The 16,168-nt window shown below is 44.5% G+C and carries 23 protein-coding genes; 10 read left to right on the top strand and 13 right to left on the bottom strand.

The window, feature by feature from the left end; genetic code table 11:
* Positions 1 to 60 precede the first annotated feature (60 nt).
* A complete protein-coding gene (locus ACLI09_RS16075) occupies positions 61 to 1,278 on the bottom strand; it encodes an RsmB/NOP family class I SAM-dependent RNA methyltransferase (protein ID WP_411420661.1) in 1,218 nt (405 codons plus the stop codon).
* 117 nt (positions 1,279 to 1,395) lie between these two features.
* Between ACLI09_RS16075 and ACLI09_RS16070 the strand changes: the two genes are divergently transcribed.
* The gene (locus ACLI09_RS16070; RefSeq protein ID WP_411420660.1) at positions 1,396 to 1,917 is read left to right on the top strand and encodes an O-acetyl-ADP-ribose deacetylase; all 522 of its coding nucleotides are present in this window, start codon (positions 1,396 to 1,398) and stop codon (positions 1,915 to 1,917) included.
* Between the two features lie 90 nt (positions 1,918 to 2,007).
* Here ACLI09_RS16070 and ACLI09_RS16065 read toward each other — a convergent pair whose 3' ends face one another.
* On the bottom strand, positions 2,008 to 2,904 hold the full coding sequence (locus ACLI09_RS16065; protein WP_411420659.1) for a bestrophin family protein: 897 nt from the start codon (positions 2,902 to 2,904) through the stop codon (positions 2,008 to 2,010).
* Between the two features lie 269 nt (positions 2,905 to 3,173).
* Positions 3,174 to 4,562 (bottom strand): dihydrolipoyl dehydrogenase, encoded by a 1,389-nt coding sequence (gene lpdA / locus ACLI09_RS16060; RefSeq protein ID WP_411420658.1) that lies wholly within the window; start codon positions 4,560 to 4,562, stop codon positions 3,174 to 3,176.
* Positions 4,563 to 4,725: 163 nt separating this feature from the next.
* On the opposite strand from lpdA, the gene ACLI09_RS16055 reads away from it, so the two are divergent.
* Together ACLI09_RS16055 and ACLI09_RS16050 are read left to right on the top strand one after the other, a co-directional pair.
* Complete coding sequence (locus ACLI09_RS16055) at positions 4,726 to 4,983, top strand: hypothetical protein (RefSeq protein ID WP_411420680.1); 258 nt, start codon at positions 4,726 to 4,728, stop codon at positions 4,981 to 4,983.
* Positions 4,952 to 5,053 (top strand): HNH endonuclease, encoded by a 102-nt coding sequence (locus ACLI09_RS16050; RefSeq protein ID WP_411420657.1) that lies wholly within the window; start codon positions 4,952 to 4,954, stop codon positions 5,051 to 5,053. Before ACLI09_RS16055 ends, ACLI09_RS16050 begins: the two co-directional genes overlap by 32 nt.
* 61 nt (positions 5,054 to 5,114) lie before the next feature.
* Here ACLI09_RS16050 and ACLI09_RS16045 read toward each other — a convergent pair whose 3' ends face one another.
* The 3 genes from ACLI09_RS16045 to ACLI09_RS16035 are packed head-to-tail and all read right to left on the bottom strand — an operon-like array spanning position 5,115 to position 6,830.
* The gene (locus tag ACLI09_RS16045; protein ID WP_411420656.1) at positions 5,115 to 5,684 is read right to left on the bottom strand and encodes a YceI family protein; all 570 of its coding nucleotides are present in this window, start codon (positions 5,682 to 5,684) and stop codon (positions 5,115 to 5,117) included.
* Positions 5,685 to 5,721: 37 nt separating this feature from the next.
* Positions 5,722 to 6,360: an NAD(P)H-dependent oxidoreductase gene (locus ACLI09_RS16040; RefSeq protein WP_411420655.1), complete on the bottom strand. Its 639-nt coding sequence runs from the start codon at positions 6,358 to 6,360 to the stop codon at positions 5,722 to 5,724.
* A 17-nt stretch (positions 6,361 to 6,377) separates the two neighbouring features.
* Complete coding sequence (locus tag ACLI09_RS16035; protein ID WP_411420654.1) at positions 6,378 to 6,830, bottom strand: MarR family winged helix-turn-helix transcriptional regulator; 453 nt, start codon at positions 6,828 to 6,830, stop codon at positions 6,378 to 6,380.
* Between the two features lie 151 nt (positions 6,831 to 6,981).
* On the opposite strand from ACLI09_RS16035, the gene ACLI09_RS16030 reads away from it, so the two are divergent.
* The 4 genes from ACLI09_RS16030 to kdsB all read left to right on the top strand — a co-directional run bounded on the left by ACLI09_RS16030 (position 6,982) and on the right by kdsB (position 9,302).
* Entirely contained in the window at positions 6,982 to 7,515 is a 534-nt protein-coding gene (locus ACLI09_RS16030) for a TlpA disulfide reductase family protein (protein WP_411420653.1), read from the top strand.
* 11 nt (positions 7,516 to 7,526) lie between these two features.
* Positions 7,527 to 8,141: a thioredoxin family protein gene (locus tag ACLI09_RS16025; RefSeq protein ID WP_411420652.1), complete on the top strand. Its 615-nt coding sequence runs from the start codon at positions 7,527 to 7,529 to the stop codon at positions 8,139 to 8,141.
* A 32-nt stretch (positions 8,142 to 8,173) separates the two neighbouring features.
* Entirely contained in the window at positions 8,174 to 8,494 is a 321-nt protein-coding gene (locus ACLI09_RS16020; RefSeq protein ID WP_411420651.1) for a rhodanese-like domain-containing protein, read from the top strand.
* Between the two features lie 79 nt (positions 8,495 to 8,573).
* The gene (gene kdsB / locus ACLI09_RS16015) at positions 8,574 to 9,302 is read left to right on the top strand and encodes a 3-deoxy-manno-octulosonate cytidylyltransferase (protein WP_411420650.1); all 729 of its coding nucleotides are present in this window, start codon (positions 8,574 to 8,576) and stop codon (positions 9,300 to 9,302) included.
* Positions 9,303 to 9,684: 382 nt separating this feature from the next.
* On the opposite strand, the gene ACLI09_RS16010 is transcribed toward kdsB, so the two are convergent.
* The 3 genes from ACLI09_RS16010 to ACLI09_RS16000 are packed head-to-tail and all read right to left on the bottom strand — an operon-like array spanning position 9,685 to position 11,452.
* Positions 9,685 to 10,467, bottom strand: a complete 783-nt coding sequence (locus ACLI09_RS16010; RefSeq protein ID WP_411420649.1) for a TerC family protein — start codon at positions 10,465 to 10,467, stop codon at positions 9,685 to 9,687.
* 13 nt (positions 10,468 to 10,480) lie between these two features.
* A complete protein-coding gene (locus ACLI09_RS16005; protein ID WP_411420648.1) occupies positions 10,481 to 10,855 on the bottom strand; it encodes a DNA topoisomerase IV in 375 nt (124 codons plus the stop codon).
* 3 nt (positions 10,856 to 10,858) lie between these two features.
* Positions 10,859 to 11,452: a DUF1572 family protein gene (locus ACLI09_RS16000; protein ID WP_411420647.1), complete on the bottom strand. Its 594-nt coding sequence runs from the start codon at positions 11,450 to 11,452 to the stop codon at positions 10,859 to 10,861.
* Positions 11,453 to 11,548: 96 nt separating this feature from the next.
* Here ACLI09_RS16000 and ACLI09_RS15995 point away from each other — a divergent pair, with 96 nt between their 5' ends.
* Together ACLI09_RS15995 and ACLI09_RS15990 are read left to right on the top strand one after the other, a co-directional pair.
* A complete protein-coding gene (locus ACLI09_RS15995; protein ID WP_411420646.1) occupies positions 11,549 to 12,253 on the top strand; it encodes a DUF6843 domain-containing protein in 705 nt (234 codons plus the stop codon).
* 174 nt (positions 12,254 to 12,427) lie between these two features.
* Positions 12,428 to 12,829 (top strand): hypothetical protein, encoded by a 402-nt coding sequence (locus tag ACLI09_RS15990; RefSeq protein ID WP_411420645.1) that lies wholly within the window; start codon positions 12,428 to 12,430, stop codon positions 12,827 to 12,829.
* 71 nt (positions 12,830 to 12,900) lie between these two features.
* Here the strand turns inward: ACLI09_RS15990 and ACLI09_RS15985 are convergent, their stop codons facing one another.
* The 4 genes from ACLI09_RS15985 to ACLI09_RS15970 are packed head-to-tail and all read right to left on the bottom strand — an operon-like array spanning position 12,901 to position 15,375.
* Entirely contained in the window at positions 12,901 to 13,119 is a 219-nt protein-coding gene (locus ACLI09_RS15985; protein WP_411420644.1) for a DUF6095 family protein, read from the bottom strand.
* The gene (murQ, locus tag ACLI09_RS15980) at positions 13,106 to 13,921 is read right to left on the bottom strand and encodes an N-acetylmuramic acid 6-phosphate etherase (protein WP_411420643.1); all 816 of its coding nucleotides are present in this window, start codon (positions 13,919 to 13,921) and stop codon (positions 13,106 to 13,108) included. The genes ACLI09_RS15985 and murQ overlap by 14 nt, the downstream gene beginning before the upstream one ends.
* A gap of 5 nt (positions 13,922 to 13,926) precedes the next feature.
* Positions 13,927 to 14,637: a ZIP family metal transporter gene (locus ACLI09_RS15975; RefSeq protein WP_411420679.1), complete on the bottom strand. Its 711-nt coding sequence runs from the start codon at positions 14,635 to 14,637 to the stop codon at positions 13,927 to 13,929.
* 6 nt (positions 14,638 to 14,643) lie between these two features.
* Complete coding sequence (locus ACLI09_RS15970; RefSeq protein WP_411420642.1) at positions 14,644 to 15,375, bottom strand: class I SAM-dependent methyltransferase; 732 nt, start codon at positions 15,373 to 15,375, stop codon at positions 14,644 to 14,646.
* A gap of 230 nt (positions 15,376 to 15,605) precedes the next feature.
* On the opposite strand from ACLI09_RS15970, the gene ACLI09_RS15965 reads away from it, so the two are divergent.
* Entirely contained in the window at positions 15,606 to 16,091 is a 486-nt protein-coding gene (locus ACLI09_RS15965) for a hypothetical protein (RefSeq protein WP_411420641.1), read from the top strand.
* Positions 16,092 to 16,168: the final 77 nt, after the last annotated feature.

Below are 16,168 nucleotides of genomic sequence, written 5' to 3'. Positions count from 1 at the left end.
GCACAAAGGTAAGCAGTTTACCCTTGTGCGCCGGTATTTTAACACCAATATGATGCAATGTTATTTTTTTCGCTCCATCAGCGCCATATAAAAGCCGTCAAAGCCACTTTCCGAAGCCAGTACCTTTTGGTCTTTTACGAATGTAAACTCTTTGCCTATCTCGGTTTCAGAAAGAAAACGCTGTACCTGCTCCTGGTTTTCACTTGGTAAAACACTACAGGTAGCATATACCAGCTTACCGCCGGGCTTTACTATTTTGCTGTAGCTTTCAAGCACTTCGGCCTGGGTTTTCTTTATGTTGTCTATAAATTCAGGCTGTAGTTTCCACTTGCTGTCCGGGTTGCGCTTTAGCACACCCAGCCCACTGCATGGCGCATCAATGAGTACGCGGTCGGCCTTTTCGTGCAGTTTTTTAATAACCTTAGTGCTATCAATAATACGGTATTCAATATTAAAGGCACTGTCGCGTTTGGCGCGTATCTTAAGCTGCTTTAGTTTGCTTTCATAAAGGTCCATGGCTATAAGCTGTCCTTTATTTTCCATAAGCGCTGCCATGTGCAGGGTTTTACCACCGGCACCGGCACAGGTATCTACCACACGCATGCCCGGCTCCACTTCAAGGAAGCGGGCGACAAGCTGCGACGACGCATCCTGAACCTCAAAAAGCCCGTCCTTGAACATATCGGTAAGGAACACGTTTGCACGCTCCTTAAGCACCAGTGCATCCGGATATTCCGGCAACACTATGGTATCTATCTTTGCCTCTAGTAGCAGGGCGCGTAGTTTTTCTTTTGTGGTTTTAAGGGTATTTACACGCAGTATCACTTTTGCCTGTTCGTTTTGTGCGGCAAGCTCTTTTTCCCACTTTGCTTCCCCCAGTTCTTTTACGCCCAGCTCATCCATCCAGTCTGGTATGGCCTCGCGGTATTTGCGTATTTTGCTCAGTTCGTCAAAACGGCCTTTAATGCGGCGCACGGGGGTTTCTTCAAAATACTTCCAGTCTGGCAGCGTAATACCGCGCAGTACCGCCCATACGGCGAATATGCGCCAAAGGTTATCGCGGTCGTACGGTTCTTTTACTTCGGCTATTTCTACATAAAGGCGTTTCCAGCGCACAATTTCATAAATTGTTTCGGCTACAAACTTGCGGTCTGCACTGCCCCAGCGCTTGTCCTTTTTAAGCGCGCGCGCCACTACCTTATCGGCATACTCCCCATCATTAAAAATATAGCCCAGTGAGTCAATCACCGTAAAGCACAAATTCCTGTGTAATCTCATTTCAAAAAATTGAACTGCAAAGGTATTATTTTTTAGCGGATGTTTTGTTACCGATTTAGATGCGTTAAATACTCTGATTTGCTTTTACCGCAATTTAATATTGCGGAAATTAGCTACATGGAAAAATTACATATTATTAAAGGGGATATAACAAAAATTAAAGTTGATGCTATCGTCAATGCAGCAAACTCTTCACTGCTGGGCGGCGGGGGTGTAGACGGAGCAATACACCGCGCAGGCGGAAAAGCTGTTTTAGAGGCTTGTGTGGCGATACGCAACAGGCAGGGTGGCTGTAAAACCGGTGAGGCGGTTATAACCACAGCAGGTAATTTGCCGGCTGCTTATGTTATACACACCGTGGGGCCCGTGTGGAATGGCGGTAAAAAAGGGGAGCCTGAGTTACTGGCAAATGCCTACCGTAACAGCCTAAGGCTCGCAGTAGAAAATGACGTACGTTCTATTGCATTCCCCGGCATAAGCACAGGGATTTATGGATATCCCAAAGCCGCGGCAGCCCGGGTTGCCATTGAAACCGTAAAAGAATTTTTAGCCAATAACGCTACTCTTGAAGAAGTTGTGTTTGTGTGTTTTGATGATGAAAATTTTGCATTGTATAAAGAACAACTACAAACCGCATAAAATCGTCTTATCCCTTTTGAGCGTATTACAGGCCGCCGAATATAAGTGTGTGCTTTTGCGGTTAGTTTCTTTAAATTCGGCGTCAACAACCTACATACTGTAAAAACTGTCCCTTTCCATAGGCTTTGGCACCTTATTTTCGCCTAAAAGCTGGCGTATATTTATTTCGATAGTACGGGCTATGGTAGTAACATTAGTATCGCTGGGGCGGTTTTCAAACGGGTCCTGCATGTGGTAAGCCGTTTTTTCAAGCAGGAAGAACACCATAGAGGTGAGGAGTAAAAGCGGGATTTCGTAAAACAGTTTTACATTGTTAAGCCCTATTGACAGTATAATAACAAACAGGTAAATGGTAAAGTGCAGGTACAGCCTGTACGTAACAGGAAACACCGTGTTTTTAATACGCTCGGCCATACCCATGTTGTCTGAAAAGCGCATGAAGATATTATTAAACTGCACATGTGTATAATCAGAAATTTCGCCCTGCTTGTGCAGTTCGCTTATCTGCTGCACATTTTGCTGTAGTATTCCCAGTGCTTTGTTTGTATGGCTGTCCAGCGCTTTTATATCTTCATCGCTAAGGAGGCCTTTACAGTCTTCAAGCGGGGGTAAGCCACGCAGGGAGCGCCCCAGCACATAATTCCACGCTATCTGGCGGTAGGCCATGGTTTTTATCTGTGGCTTTAAATCAGGGTTGTGCAAAAAGGCCTGCATTTGCAACACATAACTGCGGGAGTCGTTTACAATAGCGCCCCATATCTTGCGAGCTTCCCACCAGCGGTCGTAGCTCTGGCTCATTTTAAAGGACAGCAGTACCGATATACCCGTACCCAAAAACGTTGCTATGGTAAGGGGCATTTCCGGCAGGTAGGGGTCTATCCATTCGGTAATAAAATGTATGAATACCCCAAGTATCAGTACAAAGAGCATTTCGTACTTAATTTTCCCAAAAACGTAACCAAATGGTGGTATTTTATCTACAAGCATAAAAAGGTGTTAATCGGCATAAAGTTACACAAGTGCGCTAATTATTTTTATAAAGGTATCGCTTTTTATAATAAATTTCACACACCTATAAAAGGCCTTTTAAAAAAAAATCCGCCCCGAAAATATCAGGACGGATTAGTATTTTATGATTATTTTATTGTTCGGCGACTGAGATTAACTTCGTTGAACCTTCGGTGTCTCCATTACGCTGCGCTGCGGTCGGAATGGGAGAACCGAGTGAAGCTCAATCTTAATCTACAATCTTTAAATTATATATGTATCACCTCATCATACGCGGCAGCGGCGGCTTCCATAATGGCCTCGCTCATGGTAGGGTGGGGGTGTACCGACTTGATGATCTCATGTCCGGTAGTCTCCAGCCTGCGGGCTACAACAGCCTCGGCAATCATGTCGGTAACGCCGGCGCCTATCATGTGGCAGCCCAGCCATTCGCCGTACTTGGCGTCGAATATTACTTTTACAAAACCGTCAGACGCGCCAGAAGCCTTAGCTTTTCCTGAAGCCGAGAACGGGAATTTGCCCACTTTAATATCATATCCTTTTTCTTTGGCCGCTTTTTCAGTAAGGCCAACGGAAGCAATTTCAGGGGTAGCGTAGGTACAGCCCGGTATGTTGCCGTAGTCAAGCGGCTCTACGTGCAGGCCTGCAAGTTTCTCCACACAAAGGATACCCTCTGCGGAAGCAACGTGCGCAAGCGCCTGGCCAGGAACCACATCGCCTATGGCGTAATAGCCCGGTATGTTAGTCGCATAGTATGGGTTAACAAGAATTTTATCCCTGTCGGTAGCAATGCCCACCTCTTCAAGGCCTATGTTCTCGATATTCGATTTAATACCCACGGCAGAAAGCAGTATGTCGGCTTCAAGCACTTCCTCGCCTTTGGCGGTTTTAACGAATGCCTTAACGCCCTCGCCCGAAGTATCTATCCGCTCAACAGATGAGTTGGTCATTACCTCGATGCCCGATTTTTTTAGCGAACGCTCAAATTGTTTTGATACATCCTCGTCTTCAACGGGAACCACGTTTGGCATAAACTCTACTATGGTAACCTTAGTACCCATAGAGTTGTAAAAGTGCGCAAACTCTACGCCTATAGCGCCTGAGCCTACCACTATCATGCTCTTAGGCTGCTCCGGCAGTACCATGGCCTGGCGGTAACCTATTACTTTTTTGCCGTCCTGTGGCAGGTTAGGCAGCTCGCGGCTGCGTGCACCTGTGGCAATGATAATGTTATCGGCACTCAGTTCGGTTACGTTGCCGTCTTTATCGGTAACGTCAAGTTTTTTGCCTGGTTTTAGTTTACCGGTACCGTATATTACTTCAATCTTATTTTTTTTCATCAGGAACTGCACGCCTTTGCTCATGCCTTCGGCTACACCGCGGCTACGGGCTATAACTGCTCCAAAATCTTTGTCAAACTCATTTACTGTAAGGCCGTAGTCTGAGGCATGCTTAAGGTAGTCAAACACCTGCGCACTCTTTAAAAGCGCTTTTGTAGGGATACAGCCCCAGTTAAGGCAGATGCCGCCCAGGCTTTCTTTTTCTACAATGGCTACTTTAAAACCCAGTTGCGATGCACGTATGGCGGTAACATATCCGCCCGGCCCGCTGCCTAAAACAATGATATCGTATTTCATTAGATTGTAATATTTCGTATTAAGTTTTTATGCGGTACGAAATTAGTTAATTATTTGCAAAGAGGGAAATGTTTTGGAGATTGAAAAATTGAAAGATTTGGAGATTGAAAAATTATTTATCTTCACAACAAATAAATGAAGAGTGGTTTGTAAAAAGCATGGAATGAATAATATTGGAACCTGGACTTCATCAAGTACGGGAAAAATTAAATACTATTGCAAAACATGTCGTGTTAGCAGGGCTACAGTATATTCACTTAGAGTAAAAAATGCTGATGGAAACCATACTAGAAAACAATGGTTAGCAAAACTAGCTGAGTATGATGTTTGTCCTGGTTGTAAATCACCTTGGAATGATATACCAATGCGTCCCGATAAAAGATATAAATATGTCTGGACAAAAGATTATAATTCCCATTAATAAAGGAGGCAGCAACAATATTTATAATATCCAGCCTCTTTGCTATCGATGTAATTTTTCTAAAAGATAACACTACAAAAAAAACCGCTTCCCATCAGGAAGCGGCCTTTCAATTATAAACCCTAAAATTATTAGTAAACCAGTTTTACTGTAAGTTCAAATTCGTCGTAAACGGCTTTGTCGCCTATGCCTTCAAAGAAGTTTTTAGAACCAAAAGTAATGCCGTATTTTGTCCTGTCTACGTTAAACGCGGTAGAAGCAGCGTTTTTACCTGTAGTAAGCTCAAACGCTACCGGGGCAGTTTTGCCTTTAATGGTAAGGTCTGCATTTACAACATATACGTTTTTAGATTTTTCTTTAACCGATGTAAACACAAGGGTAGAAGTAGGGTATTTATCAGTACCAAAGAAATCATCCGCTTTAAGGTGGCCTTCAAGTTTCTCTTTGCCTTCGCCTGCTTTAAGGTCGGTAGCCTCTATAGAGGTCATGTCTATGTTAAACGTACCACCGGTTAGCTTGCCGCCTTTAAAAGTAAGTGCGCCATCTTTAAAGTTTACAGTACCGTTGTGCTGGCCGGTAACTTTTTTACCTACCCATGCAATAGTGCTTTTAGAAGCATCGATTTTTTTGGTTTGCGCTGTCGCTGTAAGCGTAGTAAAGGCTACTACAAGGGCAATTGCAATTGACTTCATGTTTTTCATGCTGTTGTTAAATTTAAGATTAATGGAAAATTTATTATTAAAGTGTTATAAATAATTCGTCTTGTGGCTTGCGCACCTTTTTGGCGTGCTGCTGTGCATCCTCGTCATGGCGGTAGCCTATGGTAGCTATTACCACCGCGCTCAGGCCTTTTTCGTCAAGGCCCAGTATCTCATTAATTTTTTCGGCATTAAAGCCCTCCATAGGCGTGGCATCTACTTTAAGCAACGGGGCAGCGTGTATAAGGCTGGCCAGCGCTATATAGGCCTGCTTAGCCGCCCAGGTATTTTTTTCTTCTTCGGTAAGTTTGGCAAGGAAGCCCTTAATATAGTCGCCAAAACCCGCAACAGCTTCTACCGGCACACCACGCTGCCCGCTGATGTTAAGCAAATAGCGTTCCACATTTTCGGCACTTAGATTTACTTCTATTGCAAAAATAAAAATGTGCGAAGCATCCCTGAACAGGTTTGCATTATTGCCGCTTGCACCTGCGGCAAGCTGTTCTTTTATTTCCTGGCTTTCGGCAATAATTACTTTATAGGGCTGTAACCCTACTGATGATGTGCTAAGCTGCACGGCTTCTTTAAGCAGGGCTACATCCTGCGCCGCAACTTTTTTAGTGGCATCATACTTTTTAACAGCGTAGCGCCATTTCTGGCTTTCAATATAGTTTGTCATTTTTTTAATTGTTCTTTTTAAACCGTCCTGTATTTTTCCAGCAGTGCTATAAGCTGTTGTATTTCGTTGTCGTCAAGGTTTTGGGTAAAAGCCTGTTCAGATGCTTCCACCACAGGGTCGAGCTCGCTAAGCAGGTCAAGGCCTTTCTGGGTAATTTTTACTTCCATCTTGCGGCGGTTGCCGGGGCATACCGACCGGCTAACCAAATCCTTTAGCAGCAACTTGTCTACCAGGCGGGTGGTATTGCTGGTTTTGGCTATCATGCGTTCCTGTATTATGTGCATGTTAGCGGGTTTTCCTTTTTGCCCCCGCAGTATGCGCAGTACATTAAACTGTTCTTGGGAGAGGTCGTAGCCTTTCATAACCTCCTGTACCTTTTCGCTTATAAGGTTACTGGTGTACATAAGGTTAAACATGGCCTGTTTGCCCAAAGACATATTACTGCTTTTCATTATTTCCTCAATCTTCATACTGCTACGGTTATTGTAATATTTGTAACTACAATATTTGTATATACAAATGTATTTCAAATTTCAGTTCCGGTAACTATTTGTGGTGTTAATTTTTTGTTAACGGTTTTAACCGCGTTTTTTTAAGAAAATTATGCGATAATTTTATAGGATGAAGAAACTGTTGATTTACGGCACAGCTATTTTTACCGTGCTTATTATTATGGCATTTGCCAACGCCAAAGCACAGGGCGAACCCAGGCCCGTACACGTGTATACCAATGGCAAGACTACGGTAAAGGCGTATGAGTGGGAGGGGCTTAACTATTACCTCAGCCGGAAAAACGATACTACCTATGTGGTTAACTTTTGGGCTACCTGGTGCGTGCCCTGTGTTGAAGAGTTGCCCAACTTTGAAAAGCTCAACGAAAAATATAAAGGCGAAAAGGTAAAGGTGATACTGGTGAGCCTTGACATGCCAAAGATGGCCGAAAACCGCCTGCTGCCGTTTATGGAAAGAAAAAAACTGCAAAGTAAGGTAATACTGATGCGCGACCCCGACCAGAATACCTGGCTGCCTAAGGTTAACCCTGACTGGAGTGGGGCCATACCCGCCACGGTGATATATAGTAAAGGTAAGCGCAAATTCTACGAACGGTCGTTTACCTATGAGGAGCTTGAAAACGAACTTATTAACTTTAAATAAATTAAACCATAATGAAAGCATTAAAATTTTTATCACTATTCCTTATTGTGGGCGCGCTTGCCGCCTTTAAAGGTATTGAACCTGCGGCCGGCGGCTATAAAGTGGGCGACATTGCTGCCGATTTCAGCCTGAAAAATGTTGACGGCAAAAAAGTAAGCCTTAAAGATTTTAAAAAGGCTAAAGGCTATATCGTGGTGTTTACCTGCAATCACTGCCCGTATGCCCAGGCCTATGAAGACCGTATTATAGCGCTTAACAAAAAATACAGCAAGCTGGGCTACCCGGTTATTGCCATACAGCCAAATGACCCTAGCAAGGTGGCCGAAGACAGTTTTGAGAACATGCAGGCACGCGCCAAGGAAAAAGGCTTTGACTTCCCGTATCTTATGGATGAAGGCCAAAAGGTTTTCCCGCAGTATGGCGCTACAAAAACCCCGCACGTATATATACTCGAAAAAACGGCTAAAGGCAATGAAGTAAAATACATAGGCGCTATAGATGACAACTATGAAGATGCAAAGGCGGTTAAGGTTAAGTATGTGGAAAATGCCGTTGATGCCCTGCTTAAAGGCAAGGAGATTACCGTAAAAGAAACAAAGGCTATTGGCTGTTCTATAAAAGCGTAATATCTTTGGGGGTAAAATCTAAACCACGAGAAATGAATTTATCGCAGGAACAATGGTGGGACGGCAGCCAGAACGACACCGAAGCCGTAATACTGGATGTGCGTACCGCCGAAGAATGGAACGACGGCATTATACCCGGCGCCATACACATAGATATTTATAAAGGCCAGGCATTTATTGATGAATTAGAAAGCCTTGATAAAGCCAAAAATTACTATGTATACTGCCGCAGCGGCGTGCGTAGCGGCAATGCCTGCAACATTATGGGACAGTTGGGCTTTGCCAATGCCTATAACCTTAGCGGTGGCATTATGGGCTGGACGGGCCCGGTAGTACAGCCTGAAGGGGAGTAGTTATGTTGCTAAAGCCAAAAAAATAACATTAATAAACCTTACGTACCGTTTACTGAAACTGTGGGTAAGGGACATAAATATGAAAATAATAGCCGTAATACCCGCCCGGTACGCCAGTACGCGTTTCCCTGCCAAGCTGATGCAGGACCTGGGCGGCAAGACCGTAATTACCCGAACCTACCAAGCTGCCCTGGGCACCGGCCTGTTTGACGATGTATTTGTGGTAACCGACAGTGATATTATTTATAACGAAATTGTTGCCAATGGCGGCAAGGCCATTATGAGCATGAAGGAACACGAAAGCGGCTCTGACCGTATTGCCGAAGCCGTACAGCACATGGATGTGGATGTGGTGGTAAACGTGCAGGGCGACGAACCCTTTATCAACAAGGAGCCGCTGGCCGATGTGCTGGAGGTATTTAAAGGCGACATTGCCCGCGAGGTTGACCTTGCCTCTTTAATGATGCACATTACTGACCCGGAGGACATAGAGAACCCAAACAATGTTAAGGTAATAACTGACCAAAAAAACTTCGCGCTCTACTTTTCACGCTCGGTTATTCCGTACCCACGGGATAAGGAGGCGGGGGTAAAATATATGCGGCATATAGGCATTTACGCGTTCCGCAAGCACGCGCTGATGGATTTCTACAACCTGCCCATGCAAAAGCTGGAAGCTTCAGAAAAGCTGGAGCAGCTGCGTTACCTGGAGTACGGCAAAAAAATCAAAATGGTACAAACCAGCCATGCAGGCATTGGTATCGACACACCCGAAGATTTAGAGAAGGCGCGTAAAATGCTTTTGTAATAGTAAAGCGGCAGAGTTTCAAAGTAATAAAGTAGTTGAACAAAAGACCATAGGTTTGCTCAAATCTCGGCCCTTCGGGAAGCTTTTACCCGCAAATGAGTCATAAGCCATGATTTATACCGCAGAGATTTTCAGAGCAAGCGCAGAGATACGCGGAGTTTTTAAATTTTAGATTGCGCTTGCAGCGCGAGGCCACAGTTCTACAGTATATACATACAGCTCTGTGTTCTTACACCAAAGGTGTTAATCTTTTCTCTCTGGGAATCTCTGTGCTTGCTCTGGGAATCTCTGTGTTACAATAAAGGTGTCTTTCCACAAATAACAAATAGACTTAAATAAAAAAGATGGCCAGAGCCATCTTCTTTATCTATAAACAAGTTGTTTACGCTTTTGTTTTCTTGCGCATTTTCATATTTAAAAACTCTACAGCCAGCGAGAACGCAATGGCAAAATAGAGATAACCCTTGGGTACTTCGCCTACGTGCTGGCCGGCAAGTTGCGCGCCGCCCAGGTGCATGCTCTCTATAATCAGCATAAAGCCGATGAGTATAAGAAACGAAAGCCCCAGTATTTGTATGGATGGGTTAGCGTTTACAAAACCACCCACCGGTACCGCAAACAGCATCATGATGCCTACGGATATTACCACGGCAGCCACCATTATGGGCAACGCACCGGCAGCGCCGTTAGTCATACCCACAGCAGTAAGTATAGAGTCGATAGAAAATATAAGGTCGATAAGTAAAATCTGGGCAATGGTAGCGGCGTATGATGTTTTGGCCTTAATGTTCAGCTCGCTTTCATGTTCGCCTTTTACGTCTACTTTTTCATGTATCTCCTTGGTGCTTTTGTAGATAAGAAACAATCCGCCCAGCAACAGTATAAGCCCCTGGCCGGTAATATTGGTGCTGAACCACCCAAAGTCTATTATAAACCACGGGGTTTTCATACGGGTAAGCAGTGTAATACCAAACAGCAGGCCGATGCGGAGAAACATAGCAAGGAAAAGCCCTGTGCGGGTCGCTTTTTTACGGCTGGCCTCGGGCAGCTTTCCGGTAACGATAGATATAAAAATGATGTTATCAATACCCAGTACAATTTCCAGGAAGGTAAGGGTTAGCAAAGCGATCCAGGTATCGGGGCTGCTTAAAAAGCTTAAATCCATTTTGGTGATATAATTAGTCGAGTTTTGTTACGGTGCCCTTTTGCTTATGGGTATCGCCCACGAGCGAAAATTCAAAGGTATAGGAATTTTGCTTAGTTGTCAAAATTTTCATGTGTACGCCCTTTAATTCTAACGAATTTTTAGGATTTACGGTTTGCAGCACATACTCGCAATCGTTTATCCAGCGCACTGATGATGTATCCACCTTGCCGTCGTAGGTACCTATTTCGTAGGCTTCGGTACGGGTAAATTCGGTTACTTTTTTTTGCCCGTCAATCTCTATTTCAGAGCGGAATTTCCCGGTTTTAAAATCGGCGCAGTTGCGCTCGGCATTGTAGCAGGAGGTTAAAAGTGTAGTAGTTAGCAGTATAAAAAACAGTTGTTTCATAATTTATTTGGTATTGTTGCCTGAGAGGTGTTGCAGCTCGTTATCGGTAAAATTGCGTATCGCTTTTTCCTGCGAAAACTTGCCGGCATTATAGTTCGCCGATTTATTTTTCGGGATGCTCAGGCTGTCCCAGTTGCCTTGTTTCAGCATCTTGGCATAAAACACAATCTGGCCAATGTGGTAGGGGTAGTGTGCCAGCTGCCTGTTGATGGCCTCTACTACCGTGTGCCCCTCATTGCGTATGTAAATAATGCTGTTCAGGTTATCGGGCGTAACGGTGTCAAGGGCAGTAAAGAGGCAGTGCCAGCCCGCTTCCCAATCTGCCATGAGCGCGGCGGCATCAGGGTAAGTATCCTGAAACTCATCATCGCGGTTGCGCCATTCCTTCTCGCCGTCGCTGGTAAGGAAATCTGTCCAACGGCTCAGCATGTTGCCGTGAAGGTGTTTTACTATTATAGCAATGCTGTTAGTATCTTCATGAGGTGTATAAAAAAGCTGCTCGGGCTGTAGCTGTGCCATGGCTTTTTCGCCCAGCATTTTGTAGTACAAAAACTGCTTGCGTGTGCTTTCTATGTAAGATTCGGTTACTGAAGACATGGGTTTGTGTTTTGCAATAACAAAAGTACGGGTTTAAAGGTTATGATGCTTTGTGTTGTTTTATTTTGTTAATTTGAATCATCAACCATAACCAAATTGAAAACCAAAATATTTTACCCAGGAGTATTTTTAATAGCTGCAAGTTTTATAGCTTGCGTAATAAGTTTTTATTTTATTGTTTTCGGGGCGGCTGTATTTTTAGTGGGTGCTTTGCTTGTGTTGCTGTCTGACCGTACGGTAAAAACAAAGTTGCTAACTACGCTGCTGCCTGTAGTATTGTATGTTCCTGTAACCATCGCATTTCTGTACTTGTATAATTTTTCGTTACCCAAAACCATGCTGATTCCCGAAGGGTATGATGGCCCGCTAAGGGTTGTATATGAAGAATCTTGTGGCAGCCCGTACAGCGAGATAGATGGTGAAACCACGCTGGTTTTTCCTGAGAATGGGATACTGGTATTGAACGAAGATTTTGACAACCATGTTAATTACACCTATTATTTTATAAATAAGGCCGGGAAGCGTACGCCAATTAAAGACGAAACCGTTGTTTTTGAAAAAGGCAAAATGCCGCTGCCGCGAATAGAAGCAGTAGGTTCGGGGCAAATGGGCGTGGGAATAGTTGCGATGGGTGATGAAAGCGGCCAAAGCGAGGCGGTAAATTCGCAGGAAAAAGACATAGTGTATACCGAATTTTATGTTTACAATAAAGATACAACACCAAGATATGACTATAAAGGCCAAGAAAAATTTGGCGCGCTGACTGCCCGGGTTGTGAAACGTTGCAGGCTAAAGAAATGAATGCGACTTATGTTTTAAACCTACAAGGTTCTTTGAAACCTTGCAGGTTGTAGAGAACCCGCGTCATTTTTTAGTTTCCTGCAAGGTCTTGACGACCTTTTAGGTATTATTACAGTTGTTACTTAGCGTTGTTTTATTTTTTTGTTAATTTGAGAACTATATGAAACACAAGAAATGGAGCACTATATCAAATTTGCAGAAGATTATATTTTGAATGAAGTGGGCGATGATTGCGGCCTGGTTAAAGAAAGCATTACTGACTATGGTGATGTTGTCTGTTTTTACTACCAGTCTAAAAAGTACCTTGAGACCAACAATTTTAGTGATATGTATGTGGGACAAGGGCCAATGTTTATCATAAAGGCAGATGACAGGGTTGTAGAATATGGCAGTGCCACATTCGAAGATGAAGCATTAGAAAATGTTCGCAAATTTATAGCGATTGAAAAGCAGGTCAGGCAGGATTTTCCTTTGTTTGATTCTTTCAGTACGCACTTAAATTTGACACTGGCAAATGAAAGTACAGAAAAATCTTTAGCGTATACACGTGCGGAACTTGGTAAAAAGCCGTTATAAAGAGTGATAGTCACTTTAATTTATCCAAGGTTCCGAAAATCGCGACATTAAACCATTTTTTAGTTGCTACATTAATCCACCATACTCTTCATAATCGTCCGCAACCCGGCAAACATAAACCATATCGCCAGCAGGCAGCAAATAATGCCCAACCCTAAAATGGGGATGAACATGGGGTGCCCCTGGTTTTTAAACGAACTGTGTATTACCACCGGGCCCATAAAGAACAGCGGCAGCGCGCCACTCATGTATTTAAGGCCGCGCATCAGTAATTTTTTATCGGTTGGCATAGGCTTCTATTGCTTTACGTACGTTTTTATGTTCAGTTAAAAGGGCGGCGGCTTCGGCTTCGGGTATGCCCAGCTCGTCTATAATCATCTGCACGCCGCGGCCTACCAGCTTGTGGTTGCTCAGCTGCATGTCTACCATTTTGTTGCCTTTTACGCGCCCCAGCTGTATCATGGTAGCGGTACTCAGCATATTGAGTACCAGCTTTTGGGCGGTACCGGCCTTCATGCGGCTGCTGCCGGTTACAAATTCCGGCCCTACCACAACCTCAACGGGAAACTGTGCCGTTTGCGCCAGCGGGCTACCGGCGTTGCAGGTAATGCAGCCCGTGGCAATGCCGGCTTCGTTACACTTTTCGAGCCCGCCTATAACATACGGCGTAGTACCTGAAGCGGCAATGCCCACTACAATATCATTGGCGTTTATGTTATAGGCAGAGAGGTCGGCCCAGGCCTGTTCGCGGTCGTCTTCGGCGAACTCTACCGCGCGGCGAATGGCGGTATCGCCCCCGGCTATGATGCCAATAACGAGGTCAAACGGTACGCCAAAAGTAGGCGGGCATTCGCTGGCATCTACAATGCCCAGGCGGCCGCTGGTACCGGCACCGATATAGAACAAGCGTCCTCCATTTCGCAATTGGCTCACGGTTTTCTCCACCAGTTTTTCTATCTGCGGCAGCGCCTTTTCAATCGCCAGCGGAACGGTTTTATCTTCGTTGTTTATGTTGTGCAGCAACTCGCTTACAGGCATTTTTTCAAGATGCTCGTATTTAGATGATTGCTCGGTGGTACGTGTAAATGCCATTGATATTACAAATAATATGCCATGATAACCCCTAAGATGATGGTTAACAGCTTGGCAAGGTTAAACTTATGGTCTTCACCACTTTCAAATATAATGGTGCTCGATATGTGGAACAGTATGCCGATAACCACGGCTGAGATGTAGGAGTAATACTCTTCTACACATATCAGTTTGCCTGATAGCAGCGTGCCCAGCGGCGTCATGGCCGCAAATACCAGCATAAATGCCATTACGGCCCATTTGCTGAGCCCCGAATTTATAAAAAAAGCGGTTAAGATTATTGCGATAGGGAAGTGGTGTATGCCTATGCCCCAGGCCATATCGGCGTGGTGGCTTACGGGCATGCCTTCCAGCAGCGCGTGGATGCAAAGGCTTATAAACAGTAGCCAGGGCATACCGTGCTCATGGCCGTGGCTGTGCACATGGCCATGCTCTGCACCCTTGCTAAAATATTCGAGTATAATCTGGAAGATAATACCCGCCATAATAAAAATCCCAATGGGGTGGTTGCCGTGCTCATGGCCCTGGGCATTGTGGCCGCTGTCGTGCAGGCTGGCTTCATATACCTCGGGCAGCAGGTGCAGCACCGTAAGCGACAGCAGGAACGAGCCGCTGAAGGCCAGCAGCAGCTTGAGGTTTTTGCGGTTTTTAGGTTTAAGCACCAGTGCGGTACCGTAGCCTATAAGTACCGAAAGCAGCGGGACTAAATATACTATCATTGCTTATTTAAAAATCATTATCAGCCGGTCTGACTCGTTCTTGAAAAATTTCTTAAGGCGGTAATCGCCAAAGGTGTCCAGCAGGTAAATACCGGCTTCTTCCATCATCTGCTCAAAATCCTGGAGTGTAAGCGCCTGTACTTTCTCGGTAAAATGGTAGTCCTTGCCCTTGTCGGTAAAGTGTATGTCTTTAATAATATGGTTGTCTTCCACACAGCGCTTTATGTGAAACTCTATACCCTCTACGGTTTTTACTTCGTGCGGTACCAGGTTTTTTATCACCGTGGTAACATTCATAAAATCGATTACGGCAAACCCATATTCGGTAAGGCTGTTGCAAATGGCACGCAGCGTTTTTATATTGTCTGAGTCCTGCTCAAAATAGCCGAAGCTGGTAAACAGGTTAAATATGGCATCGTACTTTGTAGGGAAGGGTTCGCGCATGTCGTGCACCATAAAGTGCAGTGTGTCGTTAGCCGATTTCTGGGCTTCGCGTATGCTGTTCTCGCTAAGGTCGGCTCCGGTAACGTCAAAGCCCAGCCGGTTCAGGTAAATGGAATGGCGGCCTTTACCGCAGGCAAGGTCGAGTATTTTAGCATCGTCCGGCAGGTTTAGGTAGGCCGTAATATTGTCTATAAACAGCTGCGCCTCGGTATAGTCGCGGTCTTTATAAAGAATGTGGTAGTAAGGCGTATCAAACCAGGAAGCAAACCAACTGTCGTTTTCTTTGTGCATATCCAATATATGAATGTGGTGCAAAATTACGCTATTATGCGTAAATGTGTGGAGGGATAACTTAAAATTGTGTTTTTTGGCATTTATGTGCAATAGTTGCCTTGATTTAACAGCAAGTTAATTGAAATCCGCACATTTTTGGGTAACTTTAGCACCGTTATTTACGGTACGGGATATCGTGACTGAAAATGACGGCATACAATACTTTCTATAACTATAAAACAAAAAACATGGAACAGCAGGTAGCGATATACAATTCGCACAAAGAAGCCGTTGAGGCGCTAAAGACACTTAAAGCAAACGATTTTTCATTAAGCGATGTATCAATAATTGGTAAAGCGGGCATAGATAATGAGCATTTACATCTTGATGAGGTAGATAAGGCTACTAATGTACCTGCTTATGTAGGCATAGGCGCTGGTACGGTTGTAGGCCTGCTTACGGGTATCGGTTTATTTGCCATACCGGGTGTGGGCGTGCTGTATGGCGCCGGTGCGCTGGTAGGTGCTTTTGCCGGTGCTGAAGTAGGCACTATAGGCGGTGGAATAGTATCAGTACTGGCTAAGTATTTTACTAAAGACGACCATATAGAAAATATTAAAGACCATATCGAGGCCGGTAAGTTTGCCCTTGTGGTGGCAGGCAGCAAAGAGGATATCGACCGGGCAAAAGAAATTTTGCATACCGATGCCGCCCACCTGCATTACTACGAATAAAACCTTAAATACTATAGCTGTAAAATAGCTATAGTATTACCAAATAAAAAAGACAGCAGTAACCCGCAGGTTGCTTC

It is taken from the genome of Flavobacterium sp. RHBU_24 (genome assembly GCF_046613695.1).
In the GTDB taxonomy this organism is placed as follows: domain Bacteria; phylum Bacteroidota; class Bacteroidia; order Flavobacteriales; family Flavobacteriaceae; genus Flavobacterium.
The sequence above is the reverse complement of the archived record's forward strand: the minus strand, read 5'-3'. Positions and strand labels throughout refer to the sequence as shown.